Consider the following 13,603-nt stretch of genomic DNA (forward strand, 5'->3'; position numbering starts at 1 on the left):
AAGGGACACGAAATAAATAGTGGGTATTCTACCAGAGAAGGTGTTTTTATTTCTATTCAGAAACGCAATTTTCTCATCATGTGGACGGCTAATTTCTTTGTTGCAGCAAGCGCGACAATGATTATGCCATTTTTGTCTTTGTATTTGAGTACATTCGGTGATTTTTCAGATGACTATGTTCGCAGATGGTCAGGATATGTGTTTGGTATTTCCTTTTTAATGGCCTTCCTTGTTTCTCCGCTGTGGGGCAGATTCGGCGATAAATACGGCTATAAAAAAATCCTGATCATGACCGGAGCAGGAATTGCCACAAGCATTTTTCTGATGGGCTTTGTTCAATCCGTGCATCAGCTGTTTGTTCTGCGCCTGCTGATGGGGGCAGTGACCGGATTTATTCCTACATCTCTTGCACTCATCTCCGCTCAAACGAAAAAGGAAGAAGCCGGCCGCACCCTAGGCACTCTGCAGATGGGAACCGTGTCAGGCGGACTGTTCGGACCGCTGATCGGAGGCCTTCTTGCTGATCAATTTGGCTTCACCTATACATTCTTCATTACATCCGCCGTCATTTACATATCTGTTTTGCTTGTAGCCTTCGGCATCAAAGAAAAACCCCTCAGAACAAAAGAAGAAGGAAAGAAATCCTACTCGCGCAAACAGGTTCTGCAGCATATCTTCAAATCTCCGCTGCTTTTGACCATTATGTTTCTGACGCTGCTGATCCAAATTGGAAACTTCAGCATTCAGCCCCTTCTTGCTCTTTATGTAAGCGAGCTTCACGGCCCTGTCAATCTTGCGTTTTTCTCAGGCCTTGCTTTCTCCGCAACAGGAGCAGGCAATTTGCTGGCTTCCCGAAAATGGGGCGCTCTCGGTGACCGCATCGGCCATGAAAAAGTATTGATCGGCCTGCTGATCGCATCTGTTTTTTGCTTTATTCCCCAGGCCCTTGTATCCACACTATGGCAGCTGATGATTTTCCGCTTCCTTTTCGGCCTGGTGATGGGCGGCATCATCCCCTGCATTACAGCCTTTATCAGGCAGACCGCACCCGTTTCAATGCAGGGAGAAGTGCTCGGCTACAACACAAGCTTCAAATTCCTCGGGAATGTCGCTGGTCCTGTATTAGGAGGAACCATTGCAGGCGGATTCGGCATTTCAGCCGTTTTTTACGTAACAGCAGGACTCTTTTTATCCGGAGCGATCCTTTTATGGAAAAGTGTCCGCACAGAGCAAAAGCAGCTGGCAGAAGCTAGCTGAATGAGGCTGGGACATAATTATATACAGCACTTTGATCCGAACTGGGAGATAACTAGTTCGGATTTTCTATGCTTAGAATATTTCTCCCGTAGTGCTGCCACTTTTCAAAGGGATGAAGCTGTATTTGTGGCGCCACTCCACGTGGTGCTCCCACTTTTAACAGAGATGCAGATGCATTTGTGGCACCACTCCACTTAGTGCTGCCACTTTTCACAGAGATGGAGATGCATTTGTGGCACCACTCCCCTTAGTGCTGCCACTTTAAACAGAGATGGAGATGCATTTGTGGCGCCACTCCTCGTGGTGCTGCCACTTTTCACAGAGATGGAGATGCATTTGTGGCGCCACTCCTCGTAGTGCTGCCACTTTAAACAGAGATGAAGCTCCTTTTGTGGCGCTACTCCACGTAGTGCTGCCACTTTTAACAGAGATGAAGCTCCTTTTGTGGCGCTACTCCACGTAGTGCTGCCACTTTTAACAGAGATGAAGCTCCTTTTGTGGCGCTACTCCACTTAGTGCTGCCACTTTAAACAGAGATGCAGATGCATTTGTGGCGCCACTCCACTTAGTGCTGCCACTTTAAACAGAGATGCAGATGCATTTGTGGCGCCATTCCAGGGAGTGGCATGATTTTTAAATCTTCATTTAAATTTCTTGTACTGTTAAAAACATTTTTCATCCTCTTTTACTCGGAGGAAATATATTCTAAAAAACAGTAGGAAATGGTAGTATGAATAGAAAAGCGGAGCCGACCGTTTAGCCCTGACAGGCAGAAAAGAAATCACCCGAAAAGTCCGGTTTTGACTTTTTGGGGGATTTTGTTCTGACGGAAGGGCTGGGAGGCGGAGCTGGACAACACGAAAAGTGGAATCAGCCGTTTAGCTCCGATAGGCAGATAAGAAATCACCGAAAAAGTCCGGGTTTGACTTTTTTGGGGATTTTGTTCTGACAGAGGAGCTGGGCGATGGAGCTGGACAACGCGAAAAGCGGAGCCGACCGTTTAGCCTGACAGGCAGAAAGAGCCGTACTATTCATCATTCCAATAAACTTTAAAGGCGTGTGACATCATTGCGTTCAATTACAGGCTGGATTTGCCTTCTGGCAATGTCCCCTCTCCTCATTTTCTTATTTATGCTATCGGGGGAAGAAGTAAAACAAGTAAAAGCCGTTTCGACTGTTTTGGAAGAACAGATTCCTTTAACAGACATTCCCATGATTCAAAACAGCTACATTCTAGACCAAAATGGAAGCATCGCTTCAGAAATTGTCAACTCAAGGGAAAACAGAAGATTTGTTCCTTTGGAAGAGATGCCGGAAGCAGTAAAAACGATTTTCATTGTTTCAGAGGATCAGCGTTTTTATGACCATATCGGATTTGATCCGGCCGGCATGACCAGGGCAGTCCTTGTGAATGCTAAAAACCAGTCGACCGACCAGGGCGGAAGCACCATTACACAGCAGCTTGCCAGGAATGTCTTTTTGACTCATGAAAAATCATATAACCGTAAACTGAGTGAACTCTTATACTCGTACCACCTTGAGCGGACCTTTTCAAAAGAAGATATCCTTGAAGGGTATTTGAATGCTGTTTATTTTCACAACGGGGTTTACGGCGTAGAGATGGCAAGTCAGTACTATTTCAGCAAGCCGATAGGAAAACTCACTCTTGCCCAGACAGCCTTTATCAGCGCGATCCCGAACAATCCTGCCCTGTATGACCCTATTACCCGTTTTGAGAATACGAAAAAGCGGCAGGAACGGCTCCTTAACGAGCTTCTTGAAGGAAAGTACATAACCGGGGAACAATACCGCGCTGCTGCTGCTGAAAAAATCCGGATAAACACCCAGACGAGAACAGACCGCTATCCGGATTACATCACGTATGTTCATGATGAATTGAAGCAGCTGATTGCTGAAGAAGAAGGGTACACCATCAAGCTTTCAAAAGCGGACAGTGCAGAAAAAGAGCGTTTGAACGAGCAGCTTAAAATCCGCGTGCAGGATGTGCTGAAGAGTGGAGTGCGCATCCATACTGCTCTCGATCCAACCCTTCAGACACGTGTTTCGGATGCTTTTAAAAACCATCTGACAGATCCCTCTGTACAGGGTGCAAGTGTTGTCATTGACCATAGGTCTCATGAAATTAAAGCGATGTACGGAGGAAAGGACTATAAAAAGTTCGACTTCAACCGCGCATATCAAGCATACCGCCAGCCCGGCTCGGCAATAAAGCCTCTGCTTGACTATGTGCCGTATCTCGAAACCACGGGGGCGGGACCGAATTCCATGATCAGCGCAGAACCATTTTGCGATAAAGAGTATTGTCCAAAGAATTACGATGAAAAAACGTACGGGAGGGTAACGCTGGAAACAGCCTTTAAGCGTTCCTATAATACACCGGCCGTAAGAATGATGAATGAAGTCGGGGTTGAAAAGGCCTTTTCATACTTAGAGCCTTTCAAATTCAGCCGGATTGTCAAAGAAGATTACAGACTTCCTGTATCAATCGGGGGTTTCACATACGGCTTCTCCCCACTCGAACTCACACAGGCCTATTCTGCTTTTGGAAATGACGGCGTTTTTTCTAAAAGCCGTGCTATTAAAAGTGTGACGGACCTTGAAGGGAACCCCTTATATAAGTGGAAGGACGAGCCGGTGCGAGTATGGCAAAGCGCAACAAATACGAAAATGCGAGCGCTTTTGACTTCAGTGACTGAAAGCGGTACTGGAACGAAGGCAAATCATCCCGCTGCCTATACAGGAGGCAAAACCGGCACAACAAATGATTACAATGATTTATGGTTTGCCGGATTAACAGACGCCTATACAGCCGCTGTCTGGATTGGAAAAGATAAAGCAGAAAGCATTGAGAGCCTTTCATCAGCAGCACCGCATCAGCTGATTTGGAGAGATATCACTAAGAACCGCTAGTTTTTTCGTTTTAAGATTGGGGAACAGAAAAAGAAACAGCCAAAAGCAGGTGAGTGACATGACACACAATAAAATTCTATTATTTGACGGTGTCTGCAATTTCTGTGACGGAACCGTTCAATTCGTTTTAAAACACGACAAGAAAGAAGTCTTCTCTTTTGCCTCCCTTCAATCGGAAGCCGGCCAGAGCCTGCTCAGGAAACACGGACTTCCCCTTGAAGATTACGACAGCTTTGTCTATCTCGATGAAGGGAAGGTTCATACAAAATCCACTGCCGCTCTGCGCGTTCTCAAGGAACTCGGCGGAATATACAGAGCGCTTTATCTTTTGATTGCCATTCCAAAACCGATAAGAGATGCCGTCTACATGATGATCGCAAAAAACAGATACAAATGGTTCGGAAAAAAAGACGCCTGCACATTGCCGTCTAAAGATGTCAGAAAAAGATTCCTGTGAAAACGTGCCCGAAGTAAACGAAAGCCCCTCAAAACCTGAGGGGCTTTCGCTTTAAATTGGCAGACTCGCTAAAAGGCTGTTATACAGCTTCATGCAAATATAAAGAATACCGAACAAAAAAACGGACCAGAACAATACGTGAAACAGAACAAGGCCAATCAGCGAAAAGGATGTCAAGAAAAAACTGAACTGATACACGGCAAAAATGAAGTAGCAGACCGTTGCAAGCAGGAAAACCGCAATAATCGCTGCGCCAAATTGAACAAGCAGCAGAGATACTCCGCCTCCTGCCAGGTAAAAGGCAGAACCGAGCCTGATTTTTTTCAGGCTCTCCCCCTCAGCATCCTTTGAGAAAAACAGAAGGGACAGCTCTGTCACGGTATCAGAGATCAGCTTAAGGGCAGAAAAAACCATAAAATAGATAAGGGCAAAGACCGTGAAAAGAGCTAGCTTAATGCCGCTCTCTGAAAAGAACTCCAGCATCCCGCCGTATACGCCAAGCCTCTTCAGCAGCCCTACAATTTCAGAAACAGTTGAAATGGAAAGCGATGTGCTGAAAAGAAGAATAGCGATTAGGGGGAAGTAGCTGGTGAAATACGTATTTTTCATTCCATAATCTCCTAATCCGTCAGAATACTCATTTAGTATGAACGAATGAGGTCCGGGTGACAAGAAGGAAATGGAAAAATGACAGCTGACGGCGTTTGGCTGTCTGATTGATGCCCTTATCTTAGTCAGCAGCATAATACGGGGCTGACAGTTGAATTTCGGTTACTGACAGTAAAATTATGAAGTTGGTTATAAAACCAGGATTGTTGGCTGTAATCTCAAAATAGTTGGTAGTAATACTTCTATTGTTGGTTGTAATACCACAATTCTTGGTTGTAAAGCTTCAGTTTTTGCCGGCTGTCCAATTATAGCTTGAAGTTAAACCGCAATTACTGATTCGAGCTAATGTATTGATTCATTTCAAACCAAATCAGAATAGAACACGCAAACGAAACCGCCTGATCCAGACGGTTTCGTTTACTTATTGACGATTCTGATATATTCTCTTGGTTTGAATTTTTCAAGCATCCGTTTTTCTTCGTTGGATAAATAGAACGGCTCCTGTTTTTCAGACCATTCAGAATCGCTCTCGGATTGGTATCCGGGATTGTAAAAAGGCTGTTCTGCTGATTCGTTTGCAGCCCATGCGGCGGCAAAAAGAACGGAAAACAATGCGGATGCCGTGATGATCTTCTTTTTCAGCATATGGATCACCTCAGCAATAGGTTTCTCATTCTTTCCCCGTGCTATACAAAAAAATCCCGTTATTTTTTGCCTGATTTTAGCTTTCTCTTCTTATTTAATAGAACATGAAAAGCTGGTTAATACTAGATGTGTGAGAAATGCACGATCGAAATTTTTACGTTATAATTGCATTTAGGGTCTTATGACCGTGAAATTTTATTGTAAGGAGGTTCAAAAATGACGTTATTGCATGCGGCTATCATCTCACCATTTCTTCTGGCCATTCTGATACCCTTCCTTTATAAATATTTCAGAAACATACATACAGGCTGGTTCGTCCTTATTCTGCCTGTTGTTTTATTTGGCTATTTTCTGAGCTTTATCGGTGAGACCGTGACATCAACTGTGAAATGGATTCCGTCTCTTGGAATTAACTTCACGGCATATGTGGACGGACTTGGATTGCTTTTTGCTTTGCTGATTACAGGAATCGGAGCGCTCGTTGTCCTGTACTCCATTTATTATTTATCCAAAGAGAAAGAAAAATTAAATCATTTTTACGTATATTTGCTGATGTTTATGGGGGCCATGCTCGGTGTGGTTCTATCTGACAACGTCATCGTTCTTTATACGTTCTGGGAATTTACGAGCCTTTCTTCTTTCCTTTTGATCGGCTATTGGTACCACAGAGAAAAATCAAGGTATGGCGCGCTGAAGTCGATGCTGATTACTGTATTCGGCGGTCTTGCCATGCTCGGAGGCTTTGTGCTGCTTTATTTAATGTCCGGCACATTCAGTATTCGCGGAATGATTGATGCTGTTCCTCAAATGATGGCCAATCCGCTTTTCATTCTGGCACTTGTTCTTGTGCTTCTCGGGGCATTTACAAAATCGGCACAATTTCCATTTTACATCTGGCTTCCTGATGCGATGGAAGCGCCGACTCCGGTCAGCGCTTACCTGCACTCAGCCACGATGGTAAAAGCAGGTATTTATCTTGTCGCAAGGTTCAGCCCTGTTTTTGCGCTTACTCCCGAATGGTTCTGGCTTGTTTCCCTGTTTGGAATCGTGACTCTTTTCTGGGGATCGCTGAACGCGGTCAAGCAGACTGATTTAAAGGCCATTCTTGCGTTTTCAACGGTCAGTCAGCTCGGATTAATTATGTCCCTGCTTGGAGTCGGTGCGGCAGCGCTGCATTATGATTCGCTTGATGATAATTACTTTACCATTGCAACGGTTGCGGCCATTTTCCACTTAATCAACCATGCCACGTTTAAAGGCAGTTTGTTCATGGTCGCAGGTATTGTTGACCATGAAACAGGCACGCGTGACATCCGGAAACTTGGCGGCTTGATGAGCTTTATGCCGATTACATTTACCATTGCGGTTATTGGTGCCTTCTCGATGGCCGGCCTGCCGCCGTTTAATGGTTTCTTAAGTAAAGAGATGTTCTTTACAGGCATGATTCATGTCACGAAGATGGATATTTTCAACGCTGATACGTGGGGTCTGCTTTTCCCTGTTCTTGCCTGGATTGCAAGCGTCTTTACATTCCTGTACAGCATGGTTCTTGTTTTCAAGACGTTTACCGGCCCTGCCCAGCTTGAAAAACTTGAGCGAAAGCCGCATGAAGCGCCGATCGGCATGCTGATCCCGCCGATTATTTTAGCTTCACTCGTTGTTATATTCGGTTTTTTCCCGAACCTGCTTTCCTACACGTTAATTGAGCCGGCAGTGGAATCTATTCTGCCTTCGCTTCTCCCTGAAGGAAAACAGTTTAAAGTGCATATTTACTTCTGGCACGGTCCTACGCCCGAGCTGTTCATGACAATCGGCGTGATCTTGATTGGAACCCTTCTCTACTTAACTCTTGGAAAATGGAGAAAAGTGTATGATCTGTTCCCGAAGAAGCTCGCACTCAACAAATTGTATGACGCATCAATAAACGGCATGGAACGTTTTTCAAACAGTTTCACCCGCTTTTATATGACCGGATTTATCCGCGACTATCTTGCCTACATCTTTGTGTTCCTGATTGTGATTACGCTCGGAACGATGGCTGTTAAAGGCGGATTTGCGTTTACTCTTGACGGTACGGCTGAAATCGGGATCTATGAAGTTGTTCTGGCGCTTGCCATGGTGCTCGGAACCGTGACCATCCTATTTTCCAAATCAAGACTTACAGCGATTATTGCACTCGGTTCTGTCGGATACAGTTTGGCGTTATTCTTTGTGCTGTTCCGCGCACCGGATCTCGCATTGACCCAACTTGTCATTGAAACAGTTTCTGTTGCACTCTTCCTGCTTTGTTTCTATTTCCTTCCGAAATTCAAAAAGCGGGAGAAAAAGCTCAGCTTCAGGCTGGTTAATTTCCTTATTTCACTGGGTGTGGGACTTACTGTCACACTGGTGGCTATCTCTGCAAACAGCAGCAGAGCAGGAGAAACGATTTCTTCCTACTTTATTGAAAACAGCTACAAGCTTGCCGGCGGAAAGAACATGGTCAACGTAATTCTTGTAGATTTCCGCGGATTTGATACGCTGTTTGAAATAGCTGTTCTCTGCATTGCTGCACTTGGAATCTATGGAATGGTAAAACTTCGCATGGCAAAGGGGGAGGAAGGATGAATTCAAAAATAAAGACAAATGATGTGATCCTTCAGACCATAACGAAAGTCGTGTTTTTCATCATTGTCATCTTTTCGATTTACCTCTTTTTCGCAGGTCACTATACGCCCGGAGGAGGTTTCGTCGGAGGACTCATGACGTCCTCTGCAATTGTCCTTCTTCTGCTTGCGTACGATGTAAAAACAGTAGTGGGCATACTCCCTGTAAACTATATTCACATGGCGGCGGCGGGACTTTTGATCGCTGTTCTCACAGGTGTCGGCTCTTTCTTTTTCGGCGTTCCGTTTTTGTCCCATACGTTCGGGCATGTTCACCTCCCGCTGCTCGGTGATACAGAGCTTGCCACTGCCGTTCTGTTTGACCTCGGGGTGTACCTCGTCGTTATCGGGGTGACTCTGACCATTATTCAGACGATTGGAGAGACGGAATAATGGAAATTTTAATGTCGATCGTCGTTGGTATTTTGTTTATGGCTGCAACGTATTTAATGCTTTCAAAAAGTCTGCTGCGGATTATTATCGGCACAGGGCTGTTAAGCCACGGCGCCCACCTTCTGATCCTGACGATGGGCGGGCTGAAAAAAGGAGCAGCTCCTTTGCTTGGCGAAGAGGCGTCCTCCTATGTCGATCCGCTGCCGCAGGCATTGATTTTGACTGCAATTGTCATCAGTTTCGGTGTTACTTCCTTTTTCCTTGTTATGGCATACAGAGCCTATCAGGAGCTTGGAAGCGATAATATGGATCAGTTAAGGGGAAATGATCATAATGAATAATATCGTGATGCTGCCTCTTATTGTTCCTTTATTGGCAGGCATACTTTTAATTTTTTTCAACAAATATATCACTATACAAAAATGGCTGAGCGTGATTGCTTCCGTTTTGGCAGTAGTCATGTCTGCCATGCTTGTCCAGGAAGTCAGAACGAACGGTATCCTGACAGTTGAAATCGGCAGCTGGGCTCCGCCTTACGGAATTGTTTTTGTTGCGGACATGTTCGCAAGCCTCCTGGTGCTTGCGACAAGCATTATTGGACTCACTTCCATTCTGTTCGCCTTCCGCACAATTGGGCCTGAGAGAGAACGCTTCTATTTTTACTCAGCGGTGCAATTTCTTTTAACTGGAGTTACAGGCGCCTTTTTGACTGGCGACATTTTCAATCTGTTCGTTTTCTTTGAAGTGATGCTGATGAGTTCTTACGTTCTGATTGTGCTCGGAGGAACAAAGCCGCAGCTTAGAGAATCCATTAAATATATTCTGGTTAACATTGTTTCATCTGCTTTGTTTGTCATTACGGTGGCTTACCTTTATGCGGTAACAGGAACGCTTAACATGGCGGACCTCGGGCAGAAAATTGCAGAGAACGGGCAGACAGGGCTGCTGACAGTCATTGCGATTCTGTTTTTAGTCGTTTTCGGAATGAAAGGCGCGATCTTCCCTCTCTACTTCTGGATGCCTGGTTCCTACAAGGCACCGCCAGCCGCCGTTACCGCGCTGTTTGGAGCGCTTTTGACGAAGGTCGGGGTTTATGCGATTACAAGAGTTTATACACTCATATTCATTCACGATACAGGCTACACGCACCAAATCCTGGCCTGGCTTTCCGTCCTTACGATTCTGTTTGGGGTCATTGGAGCCATTGCCTATTGGGACGTAGATAAAATTGTCATTTACAATATTATCGTTGCCGTCGGCGTTATCTTGTTTGGTGTAGCCGTCTTCAATTCTCCTGGAATCGAAGGGGCCATCTATTATCTTATTCACGACATGATTATCAAAGGCGCACTCTTTATGCTTGCAGGTGTGATGATTGTCATTACCGGCACGAGCGATCTGAGGCAAATGGGCGGACTGCTGAAACATCACCCTCTCCTTGGATGGCTGTTCTTCATCGGGGCTATTTCCCTGGCTGGCATTCCTCCGCTGAGCGGATTTATCGGAAAGCTGAAAATTGTCCAGGGCGGATTTGAGGCCGGAGAATATGTCTTCGCTTTATTTGTTCTTTTGTCCAGTCTGCTTGTTCTCTACTCCATCATGAAGATTTTCATTCATGGATTCTGGGGCGAAGTAAAGCTTTCCAAGGAAGAAGAGAAAGGGTCCACAAAAGGACTGCTCTATCCAATTGCCATCCTGGTCGCTCTGTCCGCTGCATTCGGACTCGGTACAGAAGCTGCTGCACCTTATATCACTCAAGCTGCAGAAACGCTGCTTGATCCGTCAATCTATATTCAAGCCGTGCTGAAGGAGTAGATGATATGGCCTTTCAAATTTTGCTGAATTTTTTCGTTGCGTTTCTCTGGATGTTTTTAAAAGGGCAATATGCAGCACAGGACTTTTTCAACGGCTATTTCTTCGGTCTGCTTATGATTTTTGCGCTGCGGCGCTTTTTTGCCCGCCGTTTCTACTTATGGAACGTCGGTGCCGTTTTAAAGCTGATCTACATTTTCAACCGTGAACTGATTATGTCCAACCTTGCTGTTTTAAAAGTGGTGCTTGCACCGAAAATAAATGCCCGTCCCGGCATTTTCAAGCTTGAAACAGAGCTGAAAAAGGACTGGGAAATTACCATTCTTGCAAATTTAATTACGCTGACTCCCGGAACACTCGTTGTAGAGATTTCAGAGGATAACCGCTTCCTTTATATCCATGCAATGGATCTTGGGGATGCGGAAGAAGCAAGAAACGATATTAAAAATACGTTTGAAAAAGCGATACAGGAGGTGAGCCGCTGATGCTTGATTTGGTGCTCAGAATATCCCTGCTCATCATTGCCGTTTCAACCATCCTGTATTTGTACAGGCTGATTAAAGGGCCGTCTGTGCCTGACAGGGTCATTGCCCTTGATGCAATCGGCATCAACTTGATCGGCATTACGGCCATCATCTCTGTCATGCTGCGTACAAATGCCTTCCTGGAAGTCATTCTGCTGCTCGGCATTTTGACCTTCATAGGCACTGTGGCTTTTGCCAAGTTCCTTGAGAAGGGAGAGATCATCGAAAATGACCGCAATCGTCATCGCTAAGTTCATTACAGGCTATTTTGTGCTTCAGGGTGCTCTTTTAAGCCTGGTAGCGGCATACGGTGTTGTGCGCCTGCCTGATGCCTATACACGCAATCATGCCGCATCAAAAAGCGCCACACTTGGAGTAATCAGCATATTGCTCGGCGTGTTTTTCTACTTCTGGCTGATTGAAGGCCATATGAATGCCCGGATCATTCTCGGGATTATCTTTGTCTTTATGACAGCTCCTGTTGCTGGCCACCTCATTATGCGGGCAGCCTACAATACGAAGGTGCCGCTTTGGGAAAAAAGCGTTCAGGATGATTTAGAAGCAGACAGAAAAAAAGAAGGGGTTAAAGGATGAGACGCTCTCATCCTTTTTCTACAGGACTGCACGATGGATTATGCTGAAGACCTGCGAAAACTCTTTCGGGAGCATGCCGACGCGGAAAAGGCTCACCTAATGTCAGCTTATATGCGCGGCCAGTTTCAATTCTTTGGAATCAGGTCTCCCGAGAGAAAAGAACTGACAAAACAATTTCTTAAAAAACACGGAAATCCAGCCTCTCTTGAAGGTGCCATTTTAAAGCTTTGGGCATTTGAAGAGAGAGAACTCCAATATGCAGCCGTGGATATGCTGGAGCGCAATAAAAAGCAGCTCTGCGGAAAAGATATGGTGTGGCTTAAAACGGCAATCACGACTGAATCATGGTGGGATACTGTGGACCTGATTGCCTCAAACATCATTGGTCCACTTGTAAAGAAAGAGCCTTCCTTACGTGAAAGATACTTAGATGAATGGGCCGAATCGGAAAACATCTGGCTGGTCAGAACCGCAATTCTGCATCAGCTGAAATATAAAGCAAATACAGACGAAGCCTGGCTCTACCGTGTGATTTCACAAAACTCATCTTCGAAAGAATTTTTTATTCAAAAAGCAATCGGATGGGCGCTCAGAGAATATTCAAAAACAGCTCCCGCATCCGTCAAAGCGTTTGCGGAGAACCATCCTCTTGCCCCGCTCAGCAGGCGCGAAGGACTGAAATATGTTCAGTAATATGATCATTATCCAGCAGCATAACACCCCCAAAAAAACAGAGCCCTTCTATAAAAGGCTCTGTTTTTTCATATATTCATCCCGCAGCATGGAGCACACTGCTGCATCACAGAATACGCCCTTTTCATAGGCGGCCTGTCTCAAAACTCCTTCAAACATGAAGCCGGCTTTTTCAAGGCAGGATTTGGATGCGAAATTGTAAGGATCATAAAATGCTTCAATGCGGTTTACATTCATTTCGTTGTATCCAAAGGCAATGACAGGTTTAAGCACTTCACTCATCACGCCTTTTCTCCAGTAGTCCGGATGCAGCTCAAAACCGATTTCAGCTTTATAATGTTCTTTATCCCAATTGTGATAGCCGCAGCTTCCTATAATTTTATCGGTTGCTGTTTCTGCAATGCCCCATCTATACCCCTCATTTTTACCGAATCTTTCAGCCCAGCGGCTGATGATTTCCAGCGCCTGATCTAGGTCTGTAAAGCTTTCCAAATCATAATACCTTGTGACTTCGTCCTTTGAAAAATACGAAAATACAGCTTCTGCATCCCGTTCTTCAAGTTTTCTTAATGTAAAACGGTCCGTGTGCAAAACCGGAAAGTCTGCCGGTGTTTTCATCTCTTCTTCCCCTTTGCCTGCCGCTTATGCTTTCTTTTTTAACACAGCCATCGTGCATCTTGAAATACAGATCAGGCTTTCTCTTTCATCGACTATTTTGATTTCCCAGACCATCGTTGTTTTCCCTCTGTGAACAGGAACAGCGTGAGCAGTCACTGTGCCGTCCTGCTTGCCTCTGATGTGGTTTGCATTAATCTCAAGTCCCACACACATTTCCGTTTCCTGATCGATCAAGTGATATGCTCCAATGCTCGCAACGGTTTCTGCAAGCGCGACAGAAGCCCCGCCATGCAGGATGCCAAATGGCTGTCTTGTCCGATCATCCACCGGCATTGTCGCCACAACTCCGTCATTTGTAATGCTTTTAATGTCGATTCCAAGCGAGTTAAGCAGTGTATTTTCAACGTTGTATTCCATCCTGATTC

Annotated in this window: 15 protein-coding genes; 11 read left to right on the top strand and 4 right to left on the bottom strand. The window is 45.2% G+C overall.

The genetic code is table 11. The annotated features are described in order from the left end of the window. Positions 1-78 precede the first annotated feature (78 nt). The 3 genes from ACK1LH_RS17275 to ACK1LH_RS17285 all read left to right on the top strand — a co-directional run bounded on the left by ACK1LH_RS17275 (position 79) and on the right by ACK1LH_RS17285 (position 4,645). Positions 79-1,257 (top strand): MFS transporter, encoded by a 1,179-nt coding sequence (locus ACK1LH_RS17275; RefSeq protein WP_029284014.1) that lies wholly within the window; start codon positions 79-81, stop codon positions 1,255-1,257. A gap of 1,059 nt (positions 1,258-2,316) precedes the next feature. Further along, positions 2,317-4,188, top strand: a complete 1,872-nt coding sequence (locus ACK1LH_RS17280) for a transglycosylase domain-containing protein (protein WP_029566626.1) — start codon at positions 2,317-2,319, stop codon at positions 4,186-4,188. Positions 4,189-4,246: 58 nt separating this feature from the next. After that, positions 4,247-4,645 carry a thiol-disulfide oxidoreductase DCC family protein gene (locus tag ACK1LH_RS17285; RefSeq protein WP_029566627.1) on the top strand — a complete coding sequence of 133 codons (399 nt, stop codon included), beginning with the start codon at positions 4,247-4,249 and terminating at the stop codon, positions 4,643-4,645. A gap of 51 nt (positions 4,646-4,696) precedes the next feature. On the opposite strand, the gene ACK1LH_RS17290 is transcribed toward ACK1LH_RS17285, so the two are convergent. After that, positions 4,697-5,254 carry a DUF5366 family protein gene (locus ACK1LH_RS17290; protein ID WP_029284022.1) on the bottom strand — a complete coding sequence of 186 codons (558 nt, stop codon included), beginning with the start codon at positions 5,252-5,254 and terminating at the stop codon, positions 4,697-4,699. Between the two features lie 417 nt (positions 5,255-5,671). Next, complete coding sequence (locus tag ACK1LH_RS17295) at positions 5,672-5,899, bottom strand: hypothetical protein (RefSeq protein ID WP_029566628.1); 228 nt, start codon at positions 5,897-5,899, stop codon at positions 5,672-5,674. Between the two features lie 216 nt (positions 5,900-6,115). Here ACK1LH_RS17295 and ACK1LH_RS17300 point away from each other — a divergent pair, with 216 nt between their 5' ends. Genes ACK1LH_RS17300 through ACK1LH_RS17335 form a run of 8 tightly spaced genes read left to right on the top strand, consistent with a single transcriptional unit; the run spans position 6,116 to position 12,560 of the window. Then, positions 6,116-8,506 carry a Na+/H+ antiporter subunit A gene (locus ACK1LH_RS17300; RefSeq protein ID WP_029284026.1) on the top strand — a complete coding sequence of 797 codons (2,391 nt, stop codon included), beginning with the start codon at positions 6,116-6,118 and terminating at the stop codon, positions 8,504-8,506. Next, the gene (locus ACK1LH_RS17305; RefSeq protein WP_029284028.1) at positions 8,503-8,937 is read left to right on the top strand and encodes a Na(+)/H(+) antiporter subunit B; all 435 of its coding nucleotides are present in this window, start codon (positions 8,503-8,505) and stop codon (positions 8,935-8,937) included. Before ACK1LH_RS17300 ends, ACK1LH_RS17305 begins: the two co-directional genes overlap by 4 nt. Beyond that, positions 8,937-9,278 carry a Na(+)/H(+) antiporter subunit C gene (locus ACK1LH_RS17310; RefSeq protein WP_029284030.1) on the top strand — a complete coding sequence of 114 codons (342 nt, stop codon included), beginning with the start codon at positions 8,937-8,939 and terminating at the stop codon, positions 9,276-9,278. The genes ACK1LH_RS17305 and ACK1LH_RS17310 overlap by 1 nt, the downstream gene beginning before the upstream one ends. After that, complete coding sequence (locus tag ACK1LH_RS17315) at positions 9,271-10,752, top strand: Na+/H+ antiporter subunit D (RefSeq protein ID WP_411333741.1); 1,482 nt, start codon at positions 9,271-9,273, stop codon at positions 10,750-10,752. The genes ACK1LH_RS17310 and ACK1LH_RS17315 overlap by 8 nt, the downstream gene beginning before the upstream one ends. 5 nt (positions 10,753-10,757) lie before the next feature. Further along, positions 10,758-11,234, top strand: coding sequence for a Na+/H+ antiporter subunit E (locus tag ACK1LH_RS17320; RefSeq protein WP_029284032.1), 477 nt, complete (start codon positions 10,758-10,760; stop codon positions 11,232-11,234). Beyond that, positions 11,234-11,524: a Na(+)/H(+) antiporter subunit F1 gene (locus ACK1LH_RS17325; protein WP_029284033.1), complete on the top strand. Its 291-nt coding sequence runs from the start codon at positions 11,234-11,236 to the stop codon at positions 11,522-11,524. Before ACK1LH_RS17320 ends, ACK1LH_RS17325 begins: the two co-directional genes overlap by 1 nt. Further along, entirely contained in the window at positions 11,502-11,867 is a 366-nt protein-coding gene (gene mnhG, locus ACK1LH_RS17330) for a monovalent cation/H(+) antiporter subunit G (protein WP_029284035.1), read from the top strand. Before ACK1LH_RS17325 ends, mnhG begins: the two co-directional genes overlap by 23 nt. 33 nt (positions 11,868-11,900) lie before the next feature. After that, positions 11,901-12,560, top strand: coding sequence for a DNA alkylation repair protein (locus ACK1LH_RS17335; RefSeq protein WP_029566630.1), 660 nt, complete (start codon positions 11,901-11,903; stop codon positions 12,558-12,560). Between the two features lie 48 nt (positions 12,561-12,608). Here ACK1LH_RS17335 and ACK1LH_RS17340 read toward each other — a convergent pair whose 3' ends face one another. Beyond that, positions 12,609-13,178, bottom strand: a complete 570-nt coding sequence (locus ACK1LH_RS17340) for a GNAT family N-acetyltransferase (RefSeq protein ID WP_029566631.1) — start codon at positions 13,176-13,178, stop codon at positions 12,609-12,611. A gap of 24 nt (positions 13,179-13,202) precedes the next feature. Continuing rightward, positions 13,203-13,595, bottom strand: a complete 393-nt coding sequence (locus ACK1LH_RS17345; protein ID WP_029284041.1) for a hotdog fold thioesterase — start codon at positions 13,593-13,595, stop codon at positions 13,203-13,205. Positions 13,596-13,603 lie beyond the last annotated feature (8 nt).

The sequence above is a fragment of the Metabacillus indicus genome (assembly GCF_046603695.1).
GTDB lineage: Bacteria > Bacillota > Bacilli > Bacillales > Bacillaceae > Bacillus_P > Bacillus_P indicus.

Excerpts from the sequence above, each read along its gene's own strand:
- ACK1LH_RS17300 (WP_029284026.1), top strand. The coding sequence starts at position 6,116 with ATGACGTTATTGCATGCGGCTATCATCTCACCATTTCTTCTGGCCATT.
- ACK1LH_RS17320 (WP_029284032.1), top strand. The coding sequence starts at position 10,758 with ATGGCCTTTCAAATTTTGCTGAATTTTTTCGTTGCGTTTCTCTGGATG.
- ACK1LH_RS17290 (WP_029284022.1), bottom strand. The coding sequence starts at position 5,254 with ATGAAAAATACGTATTTCACCAGCTACTTCCCCCTAATCGCTATTCTT.
- ACK1LH_RS17315 (WP_411333741.1), top strand. The coding sequence starts at position 9,271 with ATGAATAATATCGTGATGCTGCCTCTTATTGTTCCTTTATTGGCAGGC.
- ACK1LH_RS17275 (WP_029284014.1), top strand. The coding sequence starts at position 79 with ATGTGGACGGCTAATTTCTTTGTTGCAGCAAGCGCGACAATGATTATG.
- ACK1LH_RS17325 (WP_029284033.1), top strand. The coding sequence starts at position 11,234 with ATGCTTGATTTGGTGCTCAGAATATCCCTGCTCATCATTGCCGTTTCA.
- ACK1LH_RS17295 (WP_029566628.1), bottom strand. The coding sequence starts at position 5,899 with ATGCTGAAAAAGAAGATCATCACGGCATCCGCATTGTTTTCCGTTCTT.
- ACK1LH_RS17285 (WP_029566627.1), top strand. The coding sequence starts at position 4,247 with ATGACACACAATAAAATTCTATTATTTGACGGTGTCTGCAATTTCTGT.
- ACK1LH_RS17310 (WP_029284030.1), top strand. The coding sequence starts at position 8,937 with ATGGAAATTTTAATGTCGATCGTCGTTGGTATTTTGTTTATGGCTGCA.
- ACK1LH_RS17335 (WP_029566630.1), top strand. The coding sequence starts at position 11,901 with ATGGATTATGCTGAAGACCTGCGAAAACTCTTTCGGGAGCATGCCGAC.
- ACK1LH_RS17305 (WP_029284028.1), top strand. The coding sequence starts at position 8,503 with ATGAATTCAAAAATAAAGACAAATGATGTGATCCTTCAGACCATAACG.
- ACK1LH_RS17345 (WP_029284041.1), bottom strand. The coding sequence starts at position 13,595 with ATGGAATACAACGTTGAAAATACACTGCTTAACTCGCTTGGAATCGAC.
- ACK1LH_RS17340 (WP_029566631.1), bottom strand. The coding sequence starts at position 13,178 with ATGAAAACACCGGCAGACTTTCCGGTTTTGCACACGGACCGTTTTACA.
- mnhG (WP_029284035.1), top strand. The coding sequence starts at position 11,502 with ATGACCGCAATCGTCATCGCTAAGTTCATTACAGGCTATTTTGTGCTT.